Annotated in this window: 19 protein-coding genes; 5 read left to right on the forward strand and 14 right to left on the reverse strand. The window is 43.4% G+C overall.

Going from position 1 to position 24,798, the window contains the following annotated elements; translation table 11 throughout:
• Positions 1-48: 48 nt before the first annotated feature.
• The 5 genes from DBR43_RS19890 to DBR43_RS19910 all read right to left on the reverse strand — a co-directional run bounded on the left by DBR43_RS19890 (position 49) and on the right by DBR43_RS19910 (position 9,036).
• Positions 49-870, reverse strand: coding sequence for a DUF6266 family protein (locus tag DBR43_RS19890; RefSeq protein WP_124583968.1), 822 nt, complete (start codon positions 868-870; stop codon positions 49-51).
• Between the two features lie 376 nt (positions 871-1,246).
• Entirely contained in the window at positions 1,247-2,755 is a 1,509-nt protein-coding gene (locus tag DBR43_RS19895; protein WP_124583971.1) for a SusD/RagB family nutrient-binding outer membrane lipoprotein, read from the reverse strand.
• A gap of 11 nt (positions 2,756-2,766) precedes the next feature.
• Positions 2,767-5,916: a SusC/RagA family TonB-linked outer membrane protein gene (locus DBR43_RS19900; RefSeq protein WP_124583973.1), complete on the reverse strand. Its 3,150-nt coding sequence runs from the start codon at positions 5,914-5,916 to the stop codon at positions 2,767-2,769.
• A gap of 81 nt (positions 5,917-5,997) precedes the next feature.
• Positions 5,998-7,182 (reverse strand): glycosidase, encoded by a 1,185-nt coding sequence (locus DBR43_RS19905; RefSeq protein WP_124583975.1) that lies wholly within the window; start codon positions 7,180-7,182, stop codon positions 5,998-6,000.
• A 24-nt stretch (positions 7,183-7,206) separates the two neighbouring features.
• Entirely contained in the window at positions 7,207-9,036 is a 1,830-nt protein-coding gene (locus tag DBR43_RS19910) for a sodium:solute symporter family protein (RefSeq protein ID WP_124583978.1), read from the reverse strand.
• A gap of 163 nt (positions 9,037-9,199) precedes the next feature.
• Here DBR43_RS19910 and DBR43_RS19915 point away from each other — a divergent pair, with 163 nt between their 5' ends.
• The gene (locus DBR43_RS19915) at positions 9,200-10,078 is read left to right on the forward strand and encodes a helix-turn-helix domain-containing protein (protein ID WP_233603053.1); all 879 of its coding nucleotides are present in this window, start codon (positions 9,200-9,202) and stop codon (positions 10,076-10,078) included.
• Positions 10,079-10,236: 158 nt separating this feature from the next.
• Here DBR43_RS19915 and DBR43_RS19920 read toward each other — a convergent pair whose 3' ends face one another.
• The 8 genes from DBR43_RS19920 to DBR43_RS19955 form a co-directional block, all read right to left on the reverse strand.
• Complete coding sequence (locus DBR43_RS19920; RefSeq protein ID WP_124583980.1) at positions 10,237-11,157, reverse strand: DUF5007 domain-containing protein; 921 nt, start codon at positions 11,155-11,157, stop codon at positions 10,237-10,239.
• A gap of 4 nt (positions 11,158-11,161) precedes the next feature.
• On the reverse strand, positions 11,162-11,836 hold the full coding sequence (locus tag DBR43_RS19925; protein ID WP_124583982.1) for a hypothetical protein: 675 nt from the start codon (positions 11,834-11,836) through the stop codon (positions 11,162-11,164).
• A 68-nt stretch (positions 11,837-11,904) separates the two neighbouring features.
• Complete coding sequence (locus DBR43_RS19930; protein WP_158622554.1) at positions 11,905-13,311, reverse strand: RagB/SusD family nutrient uptake outer membrane protein; 1,407 nt, start codon at positions 13,309-13,311, stop codon at positions 11,905-11,907.
• A gap of 52 nt (positions 13,312-13,363) precedes the next feature.
• On the reverse strand, positions 13,364-16,903 hold the full coding sequence (locus DBR43_RS19935; RefSeq protein WP_124583987.1) for a TonB-dependent receptor: 3,540 nt from the start codon (positions 16,901-16,903) through the stop codon (positions 13,364-13,366).
• A 247-nt stretch (positions 16,904-17,150) separates the two neighbouring features.
• Positions 17,151-18,350, reverse strand: coding sequence for a FecR family protein (locus DBR43_RS19940; protein ID WP_124583989.1), 1,200 nt, complete (start codon positions 18,348-18,350; stop codon positions 17,151-17,153).
• A 78-nt stretch (positions 18,351-18,428) separates the two neighbouring features.
• Positions 18,429-19,043 carry an RNA polymerase sigma factor gene (locus DBR43_RS19945; RefSeq protein WP_124583991.1) on the reverse strand — a complete coding sequence of 205 codons (615 nt, stop codon included), beginning with the start codon at positions 19,041-19,043 and terminating at the stop codon, positions 18,429-18,431.
• 65 nt (positions 19,044-19,108) lie between these two features.
• Positions 19,109-19,798 carry an MCP four helix bundle domain-containing protein gene (locus tag DBR43_RS19950; RefSeq protein WP_124583993.1) on the reverse strand — a complete coding sequence of 230 codons (690 nt, stop codon included), beginning with the start codon at positions 19,796-19,798 and terminating at the stop codon, positions 19,109-19,111.
• Between the two features lie 27 nt (positions 19,799-19,825).
• Entirely contained in the window at positions 19,826-21,259 is a 1,434-nt protein-coding gene (locus tag DBR43_RS19955) for an ATP-dependent RecD-like DNA helicase (RefSeq protein WP_124583995.1), read from the reverse strand.
• Between the two features lie 68 nt (positions 21,260-21,327).
• Here DBR43_RS19955 and DBR43_RS19960 point away from each other — a divergent pair, with 68 nt between their 5' ends.
• The 3 genes from DBR43_RS19960 to coaD are packed head-to-tail and all read left to right on the forward strand — an operon-like array spanning position 21,328 to position 23,151.
• Complete coding sequence (locus DBR43_RS19960; protein WP_124583997.1) at positions 21,328-22,158, forward strand: DUF3822 family protein; 831 nt, start codon at positions 21,328-21,330, stop codon at positions 22,156-22,158.
• Entirely contained in the window at positions 22,149-22,688 is a 540-nt protein-coding gene (locus DBR43_RS19965) for an RsmD family RNA methyltransferase (protein ID WP_124583999.1), read from the forward strand. Before DBR43_RS19960 ends, DBR43_RS19965 begins: the two co-directional genes overlap by 10 nt.
• Before the next feature lies 1 nt (position 22,689).
• Positions 22,690-23,151, forward strand: coding sequence for a pantetheine-phosphate adenylyltransferase (gene coaD / locus DBR43_RS19970; protein ID WP_124584001.1), 462 nt, complete (start codon positions 22,690-22,692; stop codon positions 23,149-23,151).
• Here coaD and DBR43_RS19975 read toward each other — a convergent pair.
• Positions 23,122-23,754 carry an NUDIX hydrolase gene (locus DBR43_RS19975; protein WP_124584003.1) on the reverse strand — a complete coding sequence of 211 codons (633 nt, stop codon included), beginning with the start codon at positions 23,752-23,754 and terminating at the stop codon, positions 23,122-23,124. The two genes, coaD and DBR43_RS19975, sit on opposite strands and share 30 nt — an antisense overlap.
• A 382-nt stretch (positions 23,755-24,136) precedes the next feature.
• Between DBR43_RS19975 and pyrE the strand changes: the two genes are divergently transcribed.
• The gene (gene pyrE / locus DBR43_RS19980) at positions 24,137-24,796 is read left to right on the forward strand and encodes an orotate phosphoribosyltransferase (protein ID WP_124584005.1); all 660 of its coding nucleotides are present in this window, start codon (positions 24,137-24,139) and stop codon (positions 24,794-24,796) included.
• The last annotated feature ends 2 nt before the right edge of the window (positions 24,797-24,798 follow it).

Raw genomic sequence — 24,798 nt, forward strand, 5'->3', positions numbered from 1 at the left:
GCTGAAGGATACCCTGTGTTTAAGCACATAAATCAAAGCAGAACCACCTTAACCAGGCTTCCCGGGAAGGTGTTCCAGTTTGTTTTTCAGCACCTCATATTCCTTTTCCAGGTTCCGGAAGGCCTTAGTATTGACGGGATTCCCCCGGTTATCTTTTATCTGCTGCAAATAATCGGCCTCCAGAATATCAAAACGTTGTTTTACCAGTGCGTATCCTTGCTTTTGCTTAAGCATTTCGGGGCTTTCCACTGCTCCGTTTAGATTTCCAATGTAGGCACTGTCCGAAATGGCCTTGCCATTGGCGGATTTAAAGCAGATATAAGCTTCAATAGGTTCATCAAGCCGTTTCTCGTACAAATCGATAAAATACGAGCCCGCATCTCTCCTGCAGGCGTTAATCACAGACATCGCTGTTTTTTCCAGGGGATGATAAAGAAGAATCATGACGGTATCGTCGTGCTTACCACTAGGGTCCCAGCTTATCAATACTCCTTTTTCCTTCTTTTCGATGTTCAGGTCATTTGCCCCTGGTAAATTGCCATTGCTGAGTATGACCTTGCTGTAATCCACGGAAATATTAGGATATTCCCCTTTTAAAGCGTGTTTTTTTATATAGGAAGTGGCCAGGTTATGGGCATTTCGCACAGTTCCTCTTGCTTCCAGCTCAAAGCTGACATTGATAAACTCAGAGATCCTGCTTACCATTTCCATGGTCATAGACATCGCCTGGCGGTTGGCCAGCTGATTCCTGCTTGGTTTACCCGGATCGCCGATGGTACGAACAACAGGCTGTCCGTTCAGCATATAAAAAACCAGGTTGTGTAATTTTCCGTTTAAGGCCCCTAAAGGACCATTTGGTGCTTTTGCCATATTGAACAGGTTAATCGATAATTAACAACAGTTAATATTTTAAATATCAACAATACTAATATAAGCAATAAGTTTTATTAAAGTCAATACAAAGCGTATAACATGCGACCAACTACTTTTAGATTGCAATTAAATTTCAACAGACAACAATCGGGATTGACAGGGCTGTAGCCCCTACAGGGCCCTGGCAACCTACTCTCAAAAAAGAAACAGAATAGTAGCAGTTGGAAGACTGTTATAGCAATACCTACAGCGAGGATACCGGCAGAACCAGAGGAGCTGGAGATGAAGGAGCGTCAGGAAGCAACGCTGGTACGAATAAAAAAAATGGCTGAATCCCTGATNNATCAGGGATTCAGCCATTTTACTGTTTTTCTTATTTATCCCACCATACCCTGGTGGTATAAGCGTCCGGCCCTTGTTGTGCGATGGCCTGTTTCACCTGTTCTCCGTTGGTGCTGTATTCGTTTCTCGGGAAGGTAAACCTTCTTGGAATCGTTCCACCGCTTGCGTTCCCGGGATAATTCACCGGACTTAGCTGAGGGATTCCGGTCCTTCTCCAGTTGGCGTAACTTTCCCAGCCGTTTAAAAAGGTCACCACCCAATACTGTTCATTGATGGATTTCAATTGCAATTCCAGGCTTCCTCCTGTTGGGAAAGGGTTCCCTGTTGTCAGGTAGGTACTGGTTGCTGTAGCTGAAATGGTTTTACCATACAGCTTTTGCTGATCCATGGATGCTTCGACTGCAGCGCGGTAATGTGTGGCCGCCTGATCGGTTGTCCAGCCTCTGGCCGCAGCTTCGGCCAGCATCAGTTCGGTTTCCGCATAAGTGATAAAAAAGGTAGGTGCTGCTAACGGCAGAATGGTCTTGACATTGAAAATAGAATAAGTAGTCAGGTCTCCTCCGCCCGGAGTTGCAGAAATGGTGCTTGCATTGTAACCATTTGGCAATCCTTTTTGCAGAGAAGGGTCGCTGTTTCCATCAGGAAGCGAGCTGTAGACCTCCAATCTGGGATCGTTTGTTGCTTTCAGGTAATCCATAAATGTCTTACCGATCTTAATGTCTCCTGCCCTGATCAGGTCGAACTTTTGAAAATCGAAAGCTATCGGGTTAGCCAGTTCCTGTTGCGGGCCCGTATGCCTCATGTAACAGATATCGGCATTATTCTGCATCACACCACCCTGGATGGCTTTTAACGCCCATTGTTTAGCCGTTGCCGGATCAACTTTAATCAGACGCAATGCCAGGCGCAGCATTAAGGAGTTGCCCAGACGCTTCCATTGTTCTGTTTTTCCCTGATAGATGATATCCGCCGCACCAAAGGTAGTTTTCGCCGGATCAAGCGCTTTTGTCGCCTGTTCCAGTTCGTTTAACATATCGGCATAGATGGCCGACTGTTTATCATATACCGGCTTATAAATCTGCTGCAGAAATCCCTGCCCCGCCTGGGAATAAGGAACATCGCCGTAGGCATCTGTCAACCGGTGCATCTGCATCACTTTCCAGATTCTTGCCGCAGCATAGAGGTTTACTTTTTCCGGGGCCTGCTTTAGCATATCGATCAGCATGGCCATATTTACAACCGGGACGGCATACTCTTCATTGAATAAAAGGGCAGCACTTTCCGATGGCAGGTATTTATCGCCTTCCAGGTCATCAATCTTTGTGGTTGCGGTCTGCTGAACCATCATCATTCCAAAACCAACATTGCTTCTTCTGGCAACAGACGTTCCGGCCTGGCGCAGCTCCAGCGCTGTAAACAAAGGCCCCGGTTCTACTTTTGTGGGTTGATTTGGATTGATGTTCATCTCTTCCAGATCTTTGGTACAGGAAGTACCCAGCAAGATCCACAATGCTGCTATATATAAAGTTTTCTGCTTCATGGTTTCAATTTTTAAAACTTACAATTCAGGTTTAAGCCAAATGAACGGGTTGCCGGTACAGAGAGCATTTCTATCCCCTGTACATTTCCGGTAAGGAAGGTCGATTCCGGATCCACCAAAGGCACTTTTTTATAAATGGTAAACAGGTTTCTTGCGACAAACGAAAGGCTGATATCGCTCATTTTGATCTTGTTCACCCAGGTTTTAGGTAGATTTACGCCCAATACCACCTGTCTTAACTTGACAAAGCTGGCATCGTATACAAATTCTTCTGCAATGTGATTGGCTACCCAGCTGTAATATTCCTGGGCCGGAACATTGACCGTATTTGGTTGCCCCTGTTCATTGACACCTGCCCCCACAACACCTCCTTCACGACCAGGTAAGGTTTCCTTACTCAAACCCGCCAGATAGGCCAGGTTATTTGTTCCCGAGGAGATCTTTCCTCCAAACTTCGCATCCAGCAAAATGCCAAGGTTAAAGTTCTTATACCTGAAATTGTTATTGTATCCCAGGGTATATGGAGAAACGCTGTTTCCAATATTTCTCAGCTCACCTTCCACCGGAAGACCTTTAGCGTTGAAGACAATCTTTCCGCTGCCATCGCGTTTATAGCCGGAGCCCTGAATAATACCATAAGGCTTCCCTACTTCTGCTCTGATGAATACCGGGGTCCCCCCATCGCCATATAATCCGGGACGGCTCTGCTGTATCGTCATCGATTGCTGCCCGTCGGCTAGGGAAATGATGTTGTTTTTGTTATAGCCCATATTGAACGACATGTCCCAGCTCATGGATTTCTGCTTGAAGACCGTACCCGAAATCATCATTTCCAATCCTTTATTGACCATTTCTCCACTGTTCAAACGGACATTACTGAAACCTGAACCAACAGAGATCTGGCTGCTTAAGATGTCATTTTCTGTTTTCCGGTTATACCAGGTCAGTTCCAGTCCGATGCGGTCGTTGAACAACCTCGTATCCAGCCCCAATTCATAAGACTTGGAAGTTGCTGGTTTTAAACGGGTATTGGGAATGGTCCCTTCATTGATATAGGCTAAAGATTGTCCCAGGTGCTGCTGACCGAAGTAATAAGTCAGGGATTGTGCATAGGCAGAAATATCCGAATCACTTCCGGTTTTCGACCATGCCGTACGCAACTTCGCAAAACTCAGCCAGGAAGGCATCGTAATGGCCTGTGAAGCGACAAAACTCAAACTTGCTGAAGGGTAAAAAATGCTGTTTGATGCCCTGCTTAAGGTAGAGAACCAATCGTTACGTCCGGTAAAAGTGGCATAGAAATATCCTTTATACCCCAATTCTGCGGAAGCAAAAAGAGAGTTGAATTGTTTTTTGTAGAGGTTATAGCTTCTTCCCTGTGTAACGGTATTATTTACAGAATAGAAGAAAGGAACGATAAACTGACTTCCCGAAGCATTTAAATTGGACTCCTTGCTTTTCATGATATTCCCTCCCACAAAGGCATCTACAGAAAAATCACTGGCTACATTTTTCTTGAAGCCCAGCATCAGCTGTGAATTGAATTCTCCCACATAACGCTGATTTTCGCTCATGCCTCCACTGGCGATCGCGCTTCCTTCCGGGGTAACATTTTCCGAAAGACGGTAAGCAAAATCAGTTCCTGCCAGTAAACGTGCATATAAATAAGAAGTAAAATCATATTTTAAATCTGCAGAGGCAATGAGGCGGTCTTTTCTATCCCTGTTCTGCATGTCGTAAGCAATGAAATACGGATTCGCCAGGTAGATATTTGAAGATACCAGGTATTCATTTCCATTTTCATCTACTCTTTGGCTCAGGTTTCTGACATCATAATTGGTAGGCAGCAATTGAACGCCTACATTGGGATTCCAGGAGAAATCGCCCGAACTTGGTCTGTTTTCTACGCGCTCCCTGATGTATTGAACACTCATTTGTGCGGTCAGTTTATCTGTTGCTTTTAAGTTTCCATTCAAAGAAAAGTTGTTTCTTTTCAAGCTTGAATTGGGCATAAGGTCGTGGTTGTTCAGGTCTGAGGCAGAAAAACGAAGCGTTGCTTTTTCCGAGCCTCCATATAGGGAAATGGTATTGGCAAAGGTATTTCCGTCATTGTAAAAATTACGGCTATTGTTTTTTACTGCGCTGTAAGGACGAAGTACTCCATCAAACTGCATTACCGGTGAGCCATCCAGTTTTGCGCCCCAGTTGGAAGTTCCTGCCTGCAGGGCAGTGGCTTTATCTTTTGGAGCGACACCATTTGTTCCCTGTCCGTAGACATACTGAAAATCCTTTTCATTGTTAAAGATGGGTTTATCCAAAGTATAGGAACCATTGTACTCCACGCCAATTCCTTTTTGCGCTTTTCCGGATTTGGTGGTAATGAGAATGGCACCATTGGAAGCCCTTGCCCCGTAAAGCGCCGCAGCCGGCCCGCCTTTCAGGACACTCATCGTTTCGATATCATCGGGGTTGATGCTGGAAATCCCATCTCCGCCATCGCCACCGCCATAAAACACGGAGCTCTGACCGAAATTGGTATTGACCAACGGGATCCCATCAATCACATATAAAGGCTGGTTATTTCCCGATATAGAGCCGTTTCCACGAATCACCACCCTGCTCGATCCCATAGATCCTGAAGCAGGTTTGGTCACATTGACCCCTGCTACCCTTCCAACCAGGGAATTGGCAACATTCGTTTCTCTGGCCTTGGTAAACTCCTCACCTTTCACTTCCGTTACGGCATAGCCAAGCGCCTTCTTTTCTCTTTTGATCCCGAGAGAGGTGACCACGACTTCATTCAGCGCCACATCGTCATCAGCTAAAGAGACATTAATTTCTTTTCTGCCATTTACAGCAACCTGCACTTCTTTAAAGCCTATAAAACGGAAAATCAGAATGGCATCAGCAGCGGCTTCCAGGTTATATTTTCCATCCTGACTGGTGGTGGTACCCTTTCCCTGCTGATTTTTAACCAGGATGGATACGCCCGGCAATTTATTCCCTTTGGAATCGGTTACTGTTCCCGTTATGCGGGTATCCTGGATGAACAGGCGCGTTTCCGCTCTGCTTTTGCTCCCGGCAAAGGCAGGGCCAAACAGCAATAAGAGGAGGAACAGCTGAATAGCGCTGATCCTCAACATCGTAAATAAAGTTTTCATATTTGGTTATATTTTGGTGGTTCAATTTTTTCAATGGCCACTGGCCATTAGCGGGATGTTTCGTTGGTCTGGTTCTGATTTTTATCCCATAGGCAGCTTATCTTTTTTATTCTGATCAATCAATTGATGTATTCTCTGCACAGTTGCTGCGGATCTCCACTCATCCTCCGGTGTATGAAGTACATAATCCAGCAACTGGTCTATTGTACTCGTGGCCACATGAATGCGGGAATCTGAAGAGGCATAATAGATAAAGACCTTTCCATCTTCATCGTTGATCCAGCCATTGCTGAACACCACATTGGAAACATCGCCTACCCTTTCTGCGCCCTCCGGAGCAAGAAAGTATCCTGCAGGTTTGTGAATCACCCTGCTGAGCTCCGTTAAATCCGTCATAAATACATAGAGCACATAACGCAGGCCCGCTGCGGTATTCCTCACGCCATGGGCCAGGTGTAACCAGCCATATTTCGTTTTTATCGGTGCCGGCCCCTGTCCGTTTTTAGCTTCATAAACCGTATGGTATTGCTTTTTATCAACGATCACCTCTTCCGGAACAAAGGCGTTTTCCATAGTATCAGACAGACCAAAAGCGATCCCGCCTCCTTTCCCCGCCTCGATAAAGGAATCCTGCGGGCGGGTATAAAAAGCGTATTTACCATCCACAAATTCCGGATGAAGGACCACGTTTCTCTGCTGCAGTGAAGTTGTTTTCAGGTCCGCCAGTCTTTCCCAGGTAATCAGGTCTTTGCTGCGGACTATGCCACATTGTGCCAGCGCTGCCGTCTGGTCTCCTTCCGGGGCATCAGGATCTCTTCTTTCCGTACAAAACAGTCCGTAGAGCCAGCCATCCTCGTGTGTCGTGATGCGCATGTCATAGATATTGGTATCCGGAATTTCCGTTTCAGGAATGATCACCGGGCATTCGCGGAACCTAAACTGATCGATTCCGTTTGTGCTTTCTGCGATCGCGAAAAAAGACTTTCTATCGTTCCCTTCCACCCTTGCAATGAGCAGGTATTTGTTGTTCCATTTGATCGCTCCCGGATTAAATACCGCATTGATTCCAATGCGCTCCATCAGAAAAGGATTACTGTCCCTGTTCAGGTGATAACGCCAGTATAAAGGGGTATGTTCGGCGGTTAATACCGGGTATTTGTATCGGCTAAAAATGCCGTTTCCTAAGCTTTCCGCTTCATTTTCGCGCATAATCAGAGACTGATGGGCAGCCATAAGCTGCGCCAACCTCTTGTCGTAATCCATCATATATCTTTTGTTCTGTTTGTGTGTTTAATCTTCGAGTTTATTCCACCAGGTTTTTTTGAGGATGAAAATGATGACCGCCAGGATGGCAATCGTGATCAGCAGCGGCAGTTTCATCATTAAGATCAGGTACATTGGCAATAGGGTGAGGCAGAGCTGGGCAATGATTCCCAGGACTACATTGAACATGTCCCTGCCAAAGTTTTTGTTTGCCACAAAGTGAGGATCATCCGCAATAACCAGCTGATGAACCGGTCCCCAGAATCCCCATGGGCGGACTGTTTTATAAAAGCTTTTGAGTGTTTCCTCCTCTGTTGGCGGTGCCATATAAGTACCAATAATGGACCCCGCCAAAGAAAGGATAAACAACAGGGGGAAATAATATAAAAACTCGACGCCTGCAAAGAACCTCGTAAAGACCAGTGCAGAGATGATTCCGGTAAACATGCCCCAGAAAAAGCCATTGGAATTGAACCTCCACCAATGCCATTTCAACACGTTGGCAGCAATGTACCCCCCATATAATGCAGAGACGATCCACTGCAATACGCTGTTCACATCTTTTGCAAAAAAGCCCAGCGTGATCCCCACTGCCACGACCAATACGCCGGAACAGTAGTTCATCGAGATGATCTTTTTATTGGAAGCATCAGGATTGATGTATTTCAGGTATACATCATTCACAATATAAGCCTGGGCTGCATTTAAGGTTCCGCTGAAGGTACCCATGAATGCACCAAGCAGTCCGGTAAGTACCAGGCCGAACAATCCGGCAGGGACAAAACTGTTGATGCTTGCCGGCAGGATGCGCTCATAATCGATTGCCCCATCCAGTCCGCGGAGGTTCATCTGATCGTAGTAAAGGATTCCCAGCACAGTGAGTCCTACGATGAGGGAATAACGGATCGGCAGCAATACAATCGACACAAACCCGCTCATTTTACTCGCTTCCTTTGGGGATTTTGTAGAAAGAATCTTTTGCATGTCGTAATTTGGCGGCGGCCCGGCCAGGGAAGCAAAAGCGCCTTTGAACAACATCATCATAAAGAAAATGCTAAACAGGGAGTAGCCGTCGCTTTCTATTTTTTTATTGACATCAGTAATGATACCGGTCCAGTCCAGATTCAGGCGGGTGCCAAAGAAAGGGCTGTCCCATCCTTCCGGCACCTGTAGTTTCTGCCCGTTCAGGTTAACCACTGCAATGACCGCTATGGAGATACAAACTACCGTCATGATCGCATATTTGATCATGTCCCCGAATACGATCCCATGCATCCCTCCCAGAATGGAATAGAACATGGCAAAGAGGGTAAAAATGATCCCATAAAAGTGCGGAACATAATGCGGGGCTACAGCAAAAGGAACATAATCCTTCACCAAATCCCATGGAATGAAAATCTCTACAAATTTACCAAGGCCAATAAAGCCATAGGCAAGGAAACCCAGACAGCTTAGTAAGGCAAAGGTGACGACAACTTTATGGGAAGCGCCAACCCCTCTCCCTGTTGTCCCGAACCTGGTAGACAACCATTCGGCTCCGGTGGTGGCATTTGACCTTCTCAGCCATTTGGAAAGGTACATCATCAGAAATACCTGATTAAAGACCGGCCATAACCAGGGAATCCAGATGCTTTTCATTCCGTAAACAAAGCACAGGCTGACCATCCACATCGTCCCGCTGATATCGAACATATCAGAAGCATCACTCAGGCCCAGCTTATACCATGGAAGAGACTTCCCTCCCATGATATAGCTTTCTTTATTTTCCTTTGCTTTCTTACGATACCAAAAGCCAATAATGATGGTACTGATGAGATACGTTACAATAATAATGATGTCGACGGGTTGGAACTTCATGGACTCAAAACTATACTATTTTCGAACGGAGCTTCAATACTATTTTAACAATTAATTGTATTCACAAATCAAAAACACTCACTATCATATTATTAATCCTAATTTACCATAGTACTATTTTAACAGAAACATAATCAATTCATATCAAAATTGTTATATTTATATGATGGGCAATAATATAGTCAGGGAGATTACCCCTTTAACCCAAAGTGATTGCTTTACCATTTTTTCGAGAACGAAAAAGGAGTTTGACTTCCCGCTTCATTACCATGAAGAGTACGAGCTGAACCTGATCCTTCATGCCAAAGGAGCGAAACGGATTGTCGGGGACCACATCGATACGATTGAAGATGCGGAGCTTGTTTTTATCGGTCCAAACCTTTACCATGCCTGGTTTACCCACCAGTGTAAAAGCGAAGAGATCCTGGAGATCACCATACAGTTTCACAAAGACCTGTTTGATGAACGCCTGCTCAAGAGAAATCAGCTGAATTTCATCTCCAATATGTTTGAACGTTCTCAAAAAGGGATTCTCTTTTCTGCGGAAACGATCGAAAGGCTGAGCCCAAGGTTGTTGTCTTTAAGCCAGAAGAAAGGTTTTGATTCTGTTTTGGAGCTTTTTTCTATTCTGCACGACCTGTCTATTTCCAGGAACATGAGGACGCTCTCCAATTCCAGTTTTAACAACGAGCAGTTCAATTACAACAGCCGGAGGATCGAGAAAGCCTTTGATTATATGAATGCGAATTATAACCGTGGAATTTCCCTGGAGGAAGTGGCAAAAGTGGCCAGTATGCCGGAAGTATCTTTCAGCAGGTTTATCAAGAAACGGACGGGAAGTACGTTTATCGACAGCCTGAATGAGATCAGGTTGGGACATGCGACGAAACTGCTGATCTCCAGTACGCAAACCATTGCAGAGATTGCCTATAAATGCGGCTTCAATAACATATCGAACTTTAACAGGATTTTCAAGAAAAAGAAGAATTGTACGCCCAAGGAATTCAGAGATAGCTTTTCGGGGACACGGTCTTTCATATAGACAACTATGTGTACTATTGAATATCCGTAATGCAGCGAAACAATTAAAGCTATTCCAGTTAAGTAATCTGGATGAATATGCAAGCGGAAGCATGTGCTAAAAAAAATCCCGAAAAGACAATCTTTCCGGGACATTTTAAAACTAGAGAGGGAGGGGAATTAGTAGGTCATTTTAATGGTAATATCCCAGGTTCCCGGTTTGTAAATCGCGAAATTAAACCAGTAATTGAAATAGGCACCGTTGATATCTCCGTTGTTATACTGATCTATGGTGATTCTTTTTCCTGCGATATAAGGTAAAGGAAAATTCACATCCAATTCCAATCTGTCGGGAAAGACCGTATATTTTGTTGGATTTCCAGGTCCAAGGTTATGCCAGTCCTTAAGATCCGGATCGTTTCCTGCGGTTGCATAATCGTACCCCGACAATCTCGCCGGATTAACCGGGCTACCATCAGGTTTAAGGATGTGTACGATTAACTTATTTCCTGTTGCATCGATTTGTTTAAATTCAACAGCAATGGCATCTACCTTACCATCCACTCCCGAGAACTGATAGAAATAATCACCGGTTCCGGCAAACTTAACACTTAGACGAAGTGCTTTGGAAAAGACCTTTTCTCCACTGCTGTTCTTCACCCTGATGTCGATGAGATAGACACCTGCAGGAAATTTTGTGGGATCAAGCAGCTCCGGATAAATAAAAATCTCTCCGTTTACCGGATTGATATCCAACACAGGGCGTGTCACTTTCTTTCTTTTTGCATCTACCTCAACCGTTGTTTTTTCCTTCGAGGTGTACTCCCCGTTCCAGAAATAAGTATCGATGGTTGTGTTCAGTAAGAAATCAGCAGAGCTTCCGTCTTCCTTTTTGACCGATGCGATTGAGAATTCCAGCGGCTTTGTCGATTCATCTGTAATCATTGCTCCGGAACGGTACAACAGACCACCTACGTTGGCGGTCTGCAAACTCACATTATATTTGATCCCTTCGCTTAAGAATCCATCTTTACTATTTTTTTTACAGGATAAAATAAACATTACAGCGATGATCGAGGTGATTTTGAATATTTTTTTCATCTTCTTATTTTTTAATTTTTAGGCCTGAATGAAAGCTGGAATTGTAGTTTAACACATGCATAATTCCATTTGCAGTGATCAGGTTATGCGTTTTGATGTTGGACTCATAGTTGACTGTATCCATTTTAGTTTTACGGTGTTCATAAACAATTTTGAATCTTCCCTGTCCGATGGCAGTTACCCCGCCATTATCGTAATTTTCCCTGACTCCGGAAATGAACAGGCTATCTCCGTTATTGTCTTTATAATACTTCTTTCCATCGGCATAAGCTTTCTCGATATCGATTCTCGAATTCGGTATAATCAACCTGTTTAACAATAGCCTTAAAGTATCCAGGTTCATCTTACTCAATGGGCGGTTAAGTTGTTTCAGATCTGAGGGGTTGGGCTTGTATTGATTCTGAAACAGCACCACACTTTCATTACATGGAGGAAAAAACGTAATGCCTGGCTGGTTGATTAGATTTTTTGTCCCCGTCATGTCAATAATTTTCATCAATGAGTCGAAATTCCGGGCCTGATGACTTTTTAAATAATCGTACATGTTCATCGCTTTTTCGGCTTCTGACTGCGATGCCAGACCGCCGTCAAAATAATAATCCTTCTTTTTGCAGGCCGCAATGATGGACATACAGATACAGGCGTAAATGATTATTTTGGTTTTATTTATCTTTTTCATTGGAATACATTTGTTCTTATATTGATTTTCTTCAATCTTTTCAATGGATTTCATGGCAGGCTCAGGATTTATCTCCAGAAGCTGTTTTGAGTAAGTACAAAATTACTCGCCGCTATATTTGCTGCGGTTAATGGCAATAGCCATGCACCTGCTTCATACCAGTCTGCCTGCTTGATTTTACTATGGTATTTGGCCATTTTTCTCGTTCTGACCAGGTCAAAGAAATAATGCCCTTCACCAATCAACTCTTTTCTACGTTCGATCAGAATGGTATCTGCCAGCACTCCACCACTGGTATATACCGGTCTTTTTGCCCTGTTCCGGATTTTATTCAATTCGGTAATGGCCTCTCCCGGTCTGCCAAGGGCCTCCAATGCTTCTGCACGAAGCAGGATCACATCTGCAAGGCGGGTAATGACGATATTCGATTCATTGATGTTCTGGGACGCGGTATCTCCCTGAGCTTTAAGTGTGCGGTACTTTCCGAAAAAAAGAATTTCTTTAGTCCAGGTATCCTTGATAAACCATACATCTCTGCGCGTATCCCTTACTCCTGTAGGGAACAACAAAGCCCTGTTTGCAGGGGTAAAACCCAGGACATAATCATCAGTTCCACCACCACCATCACTCTGATCTTTATACCATGGACGTCCAAGTGTTCTGCCGTACACTTTATTTCTTTGCAACTCATTGTTTCTTGAGTCAAAATCAAGCTCAAAGATTCCCTCCTGCGACTTGCCGATAAAAATCGAGATCAGTGCTGCAGAATCCTGTACCAGACTATAAGTTCCTCCGGTGATCACGGTGTTACATAGTTTTTCACATTCATCGTACTTACGTAACCAGCCCATCACATGCGCTTTGATCGCAGCAGCGGCTCCTTTTGTTGCCCTGGTTGACTTTTCGGTATAGTTGTTTTGCAAACTCGCGATCGCGACATCCAGGTCCTCATTAATCAGCTTAAACACCTCTTCCTGGGGAGCACGTGGAATATTGGTAATTTCCACTGCCTTTGTGCTCAATGGGACATCTCCATACAAACGGGCCAGATAGAAATAGCACAATGCCCTGATGAACTTCGCTTCACCGATATACCTTTCTTTTTCATTGACCTGATATCCGCTAATTTTTGGAATAGTTTCCAGCAGCAGGTTACACTGTGCAATTGTTTTATAATAGCCATTCCAGTTTCCTGCTCCTGCCTGATATAAATCTCCCACACCACTTCTTCTTTGCAGGTCCGTTTCCAGTCTGGATCCGCCATTTTTAGCCTTATTGAAATTTTCCCCCTGAATGTCTCCAAATAAAAAGACCTGATCCGGAAGAAAAGTCCTCAGTATGGCATAAGCTCCTGCCACCCCGTGGTTGATGTCGGCCGGTGTTTTAAAGGCATTGGCTTCAGTTGGACTTTGAATGATGTCTCTATCAATAATTTTTTTGCAGGATGTGATGATAAAAAACAGCCCTATTATCATTAACCCTAATTTTGGGTACTTATGTTTGATCATGGTCATTGACATTAAATATTTACAATTCAAAATTAAATCCGATGTTAAACTTCTTAGGAATTGGGTATCCGTTTCCCTGTTCTACACCATAGTAATCGACATTCTCCGGGTCAACTCCGGAATATTTGGTCAGCAGCAGTAAATTATCTACACTGGCAAAAACCCGCAGTCTTCTGCCATTAAAACGTTTGATAAATTTCTGTGAAAAATCATAAGAGAAACTGATGTTCCTCAGTCTGAGAAAGCTGCCGTCTTCGAGAAACAAGCTACTGTTACCGATATAATTTCCGATAAAATCGTAGTTGACCTGATCTTTTCTCCAGGGATTGATCGTTGGATATTTCGCATCCGGATTTGAAGGGGTCCAGATGTCATATTTGGAAATGTCTACGAAGTTTCTTTGTCCTCCGGGAAAGTTCAGGTTACCTCCACCTTCCCAGCCTATGCTTCTTAAACGGTCGTTTAGTGTCTTATTGAGGACTTTATTTCCGATAGAATAGGTCATAAAGACATCCAGCTGAATGGCTGAACCGGATTTGAAGGCATAACGAAAAGAGTGGTTTAAACTTCCGTATACTTTAGGGTTCGGATCTCCCATATACACCTTATCCGAATAATCGTCGTCGTCCAGGCGAATCAGTCCGTCACCATTCTGATCTTTGAAAATGATGTCTCCAGCCTGGTAAGAACCACCAAAACTACCTACATTTTTATAGATGGAACGCAGTTTTGCTCCGGTATACTGGTTAATCGGCACTTCATCATTCGACTTATATACCCCCATATACTCATAGAGATAGAAACCATTCAATGGTCTGCCGATCTGTAAATAAGGTCCTGTTGCCCCCCTGCTGATACTTCTTCCAAATTCAGGAAGTTTGAGCAAGGTGTTTTTATTTTTTGAAGCATTTAAAGTGATGTTGTACTGGAAGGCATTGTTCACAGGCAAGGTATATACCGTTATTCCCAGATCAAAACCTTTATTTGAAACTGCACCACCATTGATAAATCGCTTACTGAAACCACTTGTACTAGGCAAAGGATCATCAAACAGGAAGTTGTCCGATTTCTTATAGTAATAATCAAAGGTTGTTGTTAAACGTCCGTTAAACAACTCCAGATCAAGTCCCCCGCCATAGTTTACAGAACTTTCCCAGGTTAAATCAGGGAGGGGAATTCCGTTTGAACCTTCATAGTTTGGGGCAAGGATCGATACACCTCCATAGGTCAGATTGGCGTTATACTTACCTACAGCCAGATAGCTGTCGTCATATTGCTTACCTGCCCGGCCATAGCTTCCACGCACTTTACCGAGGTTAAACCAGCTGCCTGCCAATTTCTCGAAAAATGATTCTTTAGAAAAAATCCAGCCTACCGAAGCGGAAGGAAAGTAACCCCATCTGTTGTCTTTACCAAATTTAGAGGAACCGTCGCCTCTCATGGCCAGCTGAAGAATATATTTAGCCTTGTAATCGTAGGTCAGACGACTGTAATAGCCCAAAGCACCATAATTGGTATTGTTTGTTCCCAGGAAAATATCCGTTTGAGGATAACCTGAAATCACTTGCTGGGCATCACTTGGCCCGTTCTTACCGGATCCGGTAATCGCATCAAATGTACTGACATTGATGGAGTTTCCCACCACGAAATCAAAAGAGTGTACGTTGTTAAAGGTATGGTGTGCCCTCAGATAGGTTTCACTTAAAAGGTTGAGTGTTTCAGCAGAATAGTAGGAAGCAGAAGTCAGCCCGTTGCTCGCTGCCTGCGAGGGCGTAAAGCCCCGTTGGCGGTCAAAATTATAAGTTGCAGAAGCGCGTGAAGTTAAGTTCAGCCATTTCAGGATATCATAAGAAGCCTCCAGTTTACCAAGCACCATTCTGCTCAGGTTCAGGTTAACCGATTTATTGTAGGCATCCAGATAGCGGCTGAAATAGCCGCTCTGCGGAGAAGGAAATAAAGAAGAGGTAAAATCATTCCCAATCACCGAAGCCAGGTTGTTGGCGCCTCTTTTTGCACTCGCATCTACCTGATTCAAAATTGCCTGCCCTGAAATACTCAATCCGGGTGTTGGATTGAACTGTCCTGTATAACTTAAGGCGTATCTTTTAAATCCAGACCCAACCACTACCCCGGTTTCATCATAATAATCAGCGCCCACTCTGTAGTTGGCATTTTCAGTTCCTCCGCTAATGCCCAGGTTTACATTTTTAAACAGCGCATTTTTGAATAAAATTCCCTGCCAGTCGGTAGAGTTGTTATAAAATGAATTTAAGCTGTCGGTCAGTTCTACTCCCAAATAGCCATAAGAGTTTTTCGGGTTTCCTGCCGAACCGAGATTTCCTTCCTGGGTAATTTTCTGGTAAGTATCCCAAAGCCTGATTTTCTGACCCCTTTCTGCATTTCCACCAATTGTAGCCCTTAATTCGGGTGTAGTAGATAAGCCAAACTGCGCATTCACTGCAACAACTGGTTTTCCGATTTTTCCTCTTTTGGTTTTGATCATGATCACTCCATTTGCTCCCCTTGAACCATAGATGGCAGTAGAGGAAGCATCCTTCAATACGTCGATAGACTCTACATCGTAAGGGTTGATCCCTGCCAGTAAACTCGTGAGCGACTGGTTAGGATTGGAGGCATTGAAATTATCCTGTTCCATTGGCACTCCATCAATCACAAATAAAGGCGGACTTACAATGTTAGAATTGGCGTCCCTGGAAACGGCAGCTAAGCCCCTCACCTGGATATTACTTCTTCCCCCCGGCAAGCCCGTATTGTTCTGCACCAATAGTCCTGGAACCAATCCCTGCAACATATTTTCTATCGTTGCATGCGGTTTATTCATCAGTTTTTCTCCGCTGACAGAGGAGATCGACCCCGTTACTTTTAATTTAGATTGCTCTCCGTAACCGATCACTACTACGTCATCTAACTGAGACTGATCTTCCAGCAGGGTAATTTTCAGCTTATCCTCTCCTTTCACCGGTACTTCTTTAGGCTTATAACCTAAGGAACTAAACACCAGTATATCCGTATCCTCCACGCTCAGGCTAAAACTTCCTGAGCCATCAGTAAAAGTTCCTTTTTTACTGTTCTTTACCCGGACATTTACGCCCGGGAGTGGCAATCCCTTCGTATCTACGACTTTTCCGGTAATTATTTTTGCGGTGGTAATGGTGTTACCGGATTCTTCTTCCCTCTTTCTAACCACAATCGTGTTTTGATTGATCGCATAAGTTAAAGGTTGCCCTTCGAAACACTTCTCCAGTACGGAATTCAGGGATTCGTCGGTTACCCGAAGCGTCACCCGCCTGGCTTCTTTTATTAATTTAGGGCTATACAGGAAGGTAAAACCACTTTGTTTTCTTATTTTCACGAAGAGTAGCTCCAGGGAGGCATTCTTTTCGGACAAGGTGATTTTTTGAGCAAATCCGCTTGCGCTAACCTGTAAAAAAGCGGTAATCATTAACACAACGGTCATTTTTATGCGCATGATGATTTGTTTTTTTATGCGCAGCCGACTGTTTTCATACGCCGACCGGCAATGAATATTTTTATTCATACTTTTGTATAGTTTGGGTTGAAATTAAATGGTCTTCAGAAATTCATTTGGCTGATCCCAGACCTTTGTCGGGAGGTGGTTCGAAGCACTTCCCGGCTTTTTCTCCGGATCGCCATGTAGGTGGGGCGTATCTATTTCTTCATATGTTGTTGGTTTAGGTGAGTTGATCAATTGCTTTTCACAGGCAGATGATTTTTTGATATGAGTGGTTAGTTCATATTTATGCGGTTTTATTGATGCTATCGTATTAGTTTGCGATAACTGTAATTCTCCTTCCTTCTACTTTAAAATGAACTATTCCTGTTAATTTCAGTGTTTTCAACACTTCAGATACATTTTGAAAACGGGATACTGAACCTGCAAGGTCCTGATCTCCAATATTGCCTTCGTACACGACCTCCATATCATACCAACGTGCAATTTTTCTCATTGCAGCAGGGATACTCTCGGCATTGAATACAAAGAATCCGTTTTTCCAGGCCATGCTCTCTTCGGCATCCACCTCTTTCAGCAGAAAAGTATTTCCATCCAGCTGAGCCTGTTGTCCGGGTTTAAGGATGACCTGACGTTGATTAGAGGTACTCGTCACCTTTACACTTCCTTCCAGCAGTGTGGTCCTTGTCCCCTCTTCGTCATCATAACTATTGATGTTAAAATGTGTACCCAGAACCTCTACACTTTGCTGTTTGCACAGTACCATAAAAGGTTTGTCTTTATTTTTTGCAATCTCAAAATAGGCTTCCCCATTGAGCTCCACCTGACGTTCTTTTCCGGTAAATAAAACAGGAAACTTTAAAGTGGAGGCGGCATTCAGCCAGACGGCACTGCCATCGGGAAGGTTGATTTGGTATTGTCCGCCTCTGGGTGTGGAAATCGTATTGTATCTTGTTGGATCTTCTTCTGAAACCGGGGCAGAATTATAAATCAGCTGCCCGTCTTTCGTTTTGGTAATGCGGAGCCCCGACTGACTGATGATGGTGCCCGTTTTTGCAGAATCCAGGTCGATGACTTTTCCATCTGCCAGCGTTAAAATGGCTTTATTTCCACCCGGAGCCACGTCATTAAGCCCTATAGACGCATTCCTGGTTTCCGGTTTCTGCTGTTGAGGGGGATAAAAGAATAATCCGGCAGCAACCATCAGCAACAAACTCGCGGCAATGGCCAGGTAAGTTTTCCGGGAGGGCTTAGCCCTCTGCTCTTCCTTTTGGTACAAGCGGATAACCGGGGCCTCCTGATCCAGACTCCGTTCTATCCTTTGGATCAGACTGCCGTCCGGGATTTCGACGCCCGGATGCCGGGTCAGCACTTCCTCCCAAAGCTTCAGAATGGACAAGTACGCCTTCTGATCAGCTTGCTGAAGCAATTTCTGAAAAGCAGCATTTTGTTCAGCATTCAGTTCACCTGTTGCCAATTGTTCCAGCAGTTCTTTGGTCTCTTGTCGGTTCATTTAATGGGGCCGTTTAAGAGTAAGACAGCAAGCCTTTACAATTAGACACCTCCAAATGAAAAAAAATAAAAATATTTATTATTTGATCTTAAAAACTGCCGAACAGCATAGGATGATCGCTGTTAAATCCGCGTGGACGCGTAGGTATTCCTTAAGGTACCGGACTGCGGAATAGAGTTGTTTTTTCACCATAGACTTAGAAATCTGCAATTCCGCAGCAATTTCATCATGCGACATTTCCTGGTACACACTCATTTCAAATACCTGTTTACGTTTTGGTGGCAGAAGATTGACTGCATTTTGTACCAGTTTATTGTACTGGGCACTGATGAAGGGTTCATCGGCCTGATTTCCAACAGCATCACTATGGCTGCTGATATAATCAATTGCTTTTTGTTTTACTTTGCCATGTTCATAGATGTTAACCAGCCGGTTTCTGGCCATACGGTACAGGTAACTGTTAAAAGAGCTGATACGGGAAAGTTCCTCTTTTCGCTCCCAGACCTTCATAAACAGATCGTGGAGAATTTCTTCTGTATCCGCTCTGGAAGAATTTACGAAGGGATAAATATATTTATATAATCTCGGGAGATAAAACTTATAAATTGCCGCAAATGCTTCACGATTACCCGTAGCGGCATCCTGAAGCAGCATACGTTCTCCCTGGAGCTCGTGCTGTCCTTTATTTTCCATTTAAAAAGATCCCCCTTCTTTTGATTGCCGTTAAACCAAAGCTAAGTAAAATAAATGTTACTTATTTAATTCAGGTTGAACTTATCATTTCTGACCTGCACCACGTTAGAAGCGGAGATAATCCCTACGATCAGTATACCGATCAGGACCGCCAGGGCAATCTGCAGGGTGGAATATAGTTTACTTCTGGAAACCATGGACGCGGAACTCTGGATCAGTTCCTGTCCTACCTGCGTCTGAATGTTCATCAGATCGGTCAGCTTTTCCATCGTTTTCAAACCATTTTCTCTTCCTATCGTTTCGTACAATTTCCTGCCATCTTCCAGGGTATGGCTAAGACTGAGCGCCATTACATGTTGTTCTGCGGCAATTAAGCCCATTAAGCGGTTCTTTAATTCTGCGAGTTGCTGTTTTTCCTTTTTGACCAGGAAAGTTTTCTCATACTTTTTCAGCAGGGAATCTATTGTCTTGTTGAAAGAGCTAAACTGTTCTTTTAATCCTGCGGCATCAGGTTGGGACAGCTTACCGGAATAGAGGAAGCTATCCAGCGCATATTTTTTAGCAAAAATATTTTCTGCAATATAAAACAGATCTGTAGCCGGTACCAGGCGATCGTTATACATGGACACGAACGATTCGTTCATGCTTTTCACACTCTTATCCTCTAAAATTCTGATCAAGATCATACACGCCATAATTGCAAACAGGAGTGTGGCGATTTTCATTTTCTGTTTTATAGAATAAGCAAATTTCATATCATTTAATACTAGGTTAGCTGACGATTATTCTTCTAAAGGAGAAGAAAAAAGGTTAGGGGCAAAATTTACTAAAAATAATTCTCTTTTCGCTCTTGTTACGCCGGTATATAACCAACGCAGGAAATCAAGGTCGATCATATCCTCTGTCAGATAGCCCTGATCAACAAAGACGGCATCCCATTGCCCACCCTGCGCCTTATGACAGGTCACGGCATAGGCGAACTTGATTTGAAGTGCATTATAATAGGGATCTTCCTTGATCGCTTTAAAGCGTTCCCTTTTATTGGTAATGTGTTCATAATCCTCATTGAGTCCTTCAAAGAGCTTATTGCTTTGTTCGTAAGAGAGGTTTGGCGTTTCGGCTGTCAGGGTATCCAGCATCACTTTACAGGTAATTTGTCCTGCATCCGGAAAGTCCATAAACTCCAGCAGCACTTCAGAAAACCGGAAGCCATACCGTTCTTCTTCGCCCCTTACGCGCAGTACTTTTGCCATATCGCCATTGGCGATGAAAGCTGCGGATTCATTGTCCGGGAGCCAGAAATAGTTGTTCCTCACCACCATGATCTGATCCCCTCCCGTTAACTCTTCTTCCCGGTAAAGCAAGCGGGCACGGATTTGCTGGTTGTAGACATTTGCCGATTTGTTGGACCTGCAAACCACCAGTGAATTTTCGATTCCGAATTTATGGTAGGCATATTCCAGTCCTTCGACCAGTTTTAGCCCCGTCATCCTGAAGATGTCTTTGTAATCCTTAGTGATAAACTGAGGGAGTTCCAGGCTACTGTCTTCCTCTTGTTCTTCGTTAATTAATTGGCGCAGCATGGTGGCATTGGCCAGAATTCCTGATTCTTTTTCCTGTCGGACCACTTCTTTCAGCTCCACCGCTCTTACGTCCATTCCGAAATTGGAAGCTACATAATCTTTATTCAAAGCCGGACTGTCGATGCTCCCCACCGGAGGCAGCTGCGCCGTATCCCCGACAAATACAGCCGCACAGTTTTTAGCATTATATACATATTCCATCAGGTCTTTCAGAAAGGAAGAGCCTGTCTGGGTATTCCATTCGTCTGCAATCATGGAGGCCTCATCAATGATAAACAAGGTATGTTCGGCAATATTCGGTGCAATCTGAAAAGACATGTCCGTGGATACTGCCGAGCGTTTTCTATAGATTTTCTTGTGGATCGTGAGTGCTTTCAGACCCGTATAATTGCTCATCACCTTCGCGGCACGCCCCGTTGGTGCCAGCAAAACTGCTTTCAATCCGAATTTAGGCAGTGCCTTCACCAAAGCCGCTACAGAAGTTGTTTTTCCCGTTCCCGCATAGCCCCTCAATATAAAACATTGATCATCCAGTCTTTGGGTCAGGAAGGAAGCCATCTCTCTGCAAAAAACAAGCTGTTCGGCCGTTGGTGTAAATGCATAAGATTGCGCAATAATTGATGCTTTATCCATTTAACAAAGATGCAATGGTGATGTTATAGAAAAAAGGATTAATTTTGATCTTAAATAATTTGATCTAGATGAGCCATAAAAACAGCATATTATTAGTCGATCCGGAATTTGATCCTAGTACTGCGCCAGACTGCAATTTATTGTTAAAGATTACAGCAGATAGCTTTTCCTATGCAATTATCGATAAAACCAGCAATCAGTTAAAAGCAGTATACGACCAGCAGGAATGCAATCATATTCCCCAGGCCCTTTCTGCAAAATTAAAAAACGACAGCTATTTAAACCTTGCCTTCAAGGAGATTAAAGTGGCTGTATATACAGAAAACTCCATTTCTATTCCGAATGACCTGTTTGACACGCACAATCTGGATCAATATGCTAAATTTTTCACAGAAGAGCAGTCGGACAACTTATATATCAGGCCATTTAGCAGTTATGGCTTTACTTCGATCTTTACTTTACACCGTTTTATAGATGAGACGCTGGCAGATTCACTGCTCAGCTGCAAGCTGTATGATCAGCTCGCCCCGGTACTGGCAATGAGCAAAGAGCAGCAGCAGAAATCATTGATTCTTGATTTCACCGCTTCTTCTTTTAATGCCGTTGTGACGGAAGGCGAAAAACTGATCTTCCGCAATTATTATGAAGTGGCCAACGCCGAAGAATTTAACTATTACCTGCTGTTTATCATCAACCAGCTTCAACTCAATACCAAAGAGAGCAATGTTCAGCTGAGTGGTATCGTCCATGAAAACGATCATTATTATCAATGTATTGAGAAATACTTTAGAAACATCAGTTTCATTACCCCCTTAAGTGATCAGGTAGATCACAAAATTTTAGACGACATGCCTGCTCATTACTATAGCAGCCTGCTAGCCCTTGACCTATGCGAATAATTGGCGGTACATTGAAAGGCATCCGTTTCAATGCCCCGGAAAGCTTACCCGTAAGGCCTACAACAGATATGGCCAAAGAAGCACTTTTTAATATCCTTTATAATACCTATGATTTCGACAGCTGCGATGTGCTCGATCTTTTTTGCGGCACAGGGAACATCAGTTTTGAATTTGCGTCCCGTGGAATCAGAAAGGTGACCGCAGTCGACAAACATTCGGGTTGTATTTACTGGGTAAAGTCTGTCATTGCCAAACATGGGCTTGACACGATCGATGTACAGAAGGCCGATGTATTCAAGTTTCTGGAATCGCATACCAAATCTTATCAGATCATCTTTGCTGATCCTCCATATGACCTGCCTACGATCCCATTGATCCCTCAGCTAGTCATGAAAAACAACCTGTTATCGGATAACGGACTGTTAATCGTAGAACATCCATCGTTATTGAAGTTAAAGGACCAGCCTGGGTTTAAGGAAACCAGAAGGTATGGTAATTCCTCATTCAGTTTCTTTGAAAAAACAACATAATATGAAGATTGCCTTGTTTCCGGGATCATTTGATCCCATTACCATTGCCCATGTTGACATTCTGAAGCGTTCCTTACCTCTTTTCGATAAAGTGGTGGTTGGGATTGGATTGAACAGCTCCAAACAGGGTTTTCTTTCCGCAGAAAAACGCGAAGAGATTGTTAGAAAAGTCTTTGTTCATGAGCCTAAAGTTGAGGTACAGCTTTATGAGGGGCTAACGGTTGATTTCTGCAGAAAGATCAACGCGCAATATATGGTTCGTGGCATCCGGTCTGTAGGTGATTTTGAGTATGAACGTGCCATCGCACAAATCAACCAGACCATGATGCCTGAAATGGAAACCATTTTTATTCTGAGTAAGCCGGAATACTCTGCAATCAGTTCTACAATTGTCAGAGATATCCTGCGAAACAACGGAGATGTAAGCCCTTTTTTACCCAAGGACGCTATCGCTTTCCTTTAATAGCGCACCAGCTTCCAGAACCTGGACGATGGAAGGGTAAGTATTACTCAGCACCGGTGCAAGTTCAGCTGTACTCAACCAGCTGGCTTTGGTAATGCCTTCTTCCTTTTGGGGAATCAATTTGGGTTCTCCTTTGACCGTCATACTGTACCAGTTGGTTTTCTTTAAAACCACTTTACTGCCTATCGTATATACGTGATAGGTTTTACATAGCTTTTCATCATTGGTATAAATTTTCACGCCACATTCCTCTTCTACTTCCCTCAGTGCGGCTTCTTTCATCTTTTCGTCTTTCTCGACTTTCCCTTTGGGCAGGTCCCATTTCTTGTTCCTGAAGATAAACAGGTAATTTCCTTTGGCACTTTTTACCAGGCCACCTGCGGCTTTAATGAGGGTAAGGCTATTTTTAATCTTTTTGAATACCGCCTGCGGATTTGCATCCAATAATAAATAATCTTTCTTACTATCGGACGGAATGCTTTTATAAAGCTGCTTGAAATCAAAATTCTGAACGTCGATTTGCTGAATTTCTTTCTCCTGTTTAGGTGCGGAATCGGCAATAAACAGGGTATTGTCGTTGATATAAATTCTATAATTCTTCATGATAAACGCTCAAAATGGTTTTAATAACAGGCCTTTAAAATTCCCATAGAAATAACAGACCCCTTTGAATAGCATTCTAAAGGGGTTTTCAATGGAAAATTCTACAAAATCACCTGGATATTTGAGTTTTTAAAACTATAAATATTTATTCAATTTTCCATTAAAGGCAATTACTATTCTCTCTGGATCCCCATAAACCGCTATTTTAGTTCTTATGATGCTGATTCTCAAAGGATGGCAAAAAACAGCTTTTCTTCCCAACAATAAATCCCGACATTTGACGCTAAATAAGAAATATTTAAACGAGGATTTTTAAGCGATATTTCTCACATTACTGAAAGTAGTGCTAGGACAAACGTATGAAATTCTGTAATTTTGGAGCATGTATAATAAAAGTGATATTGAATTAAAGGTAGCTGAATTTTTATTACAAATAAAAGCAATAAAGTTACAGCCTAACAATCCATTTACATGGGCTTCGGGTTGGAAATCTCCTATTTATTGCGATAATAGAGTTACACTTTCCCATCCCTCAGTAAGAACATACATCAGACAGAAGCTGACGCAATTGATCCAGGAAGAATTTGGTTCCGTAGATCTGATTGCGGGTGTAGCTACTGCAGGTATCCCTCAGGGGGTTCTTGTTGCTCAGGAGCTGGGATTGCCTTTTGCTTATGTAAGAGCTAAAGCAAAAGAACACGGCACCGGAAGTCTGATTGAAGGAGAAATTGTGGAAGGACAGCGCGTAGTAGTGGTAGAAGATCTGATCTCTACAGGAAAAAGCAGCTTACAGGCTGTGGAAGCATTGAGAAATGCAGGTCTTTCCGTAGCTGGTTTGGTATCTATTTTCACCTATGGTCTTGACCAGGCAGAAGAAAACTTTAAAGTTGCCAAATGTCGTTTCGCTACTTTATCTAATTACAATACATTGATTGAATATGCTGCTGAACATAGCTTCATTGCTCAAAACGATGTAGATCTATTGGCCAAATGGCGTAGAAACCCTTCAGACTGGGGAAAAGAATTAGAACAACTAACCTAAGA

Source organism: Pedobacter sp. KBW06 (assembly GCF_003852525.1).
Taxonomy (GTDB): domain Bacteria; phylum Bacteroidota; class Bacteroidia; order Sphingobacteriales; family Sphingobacteriaceae; genus Pedobacter.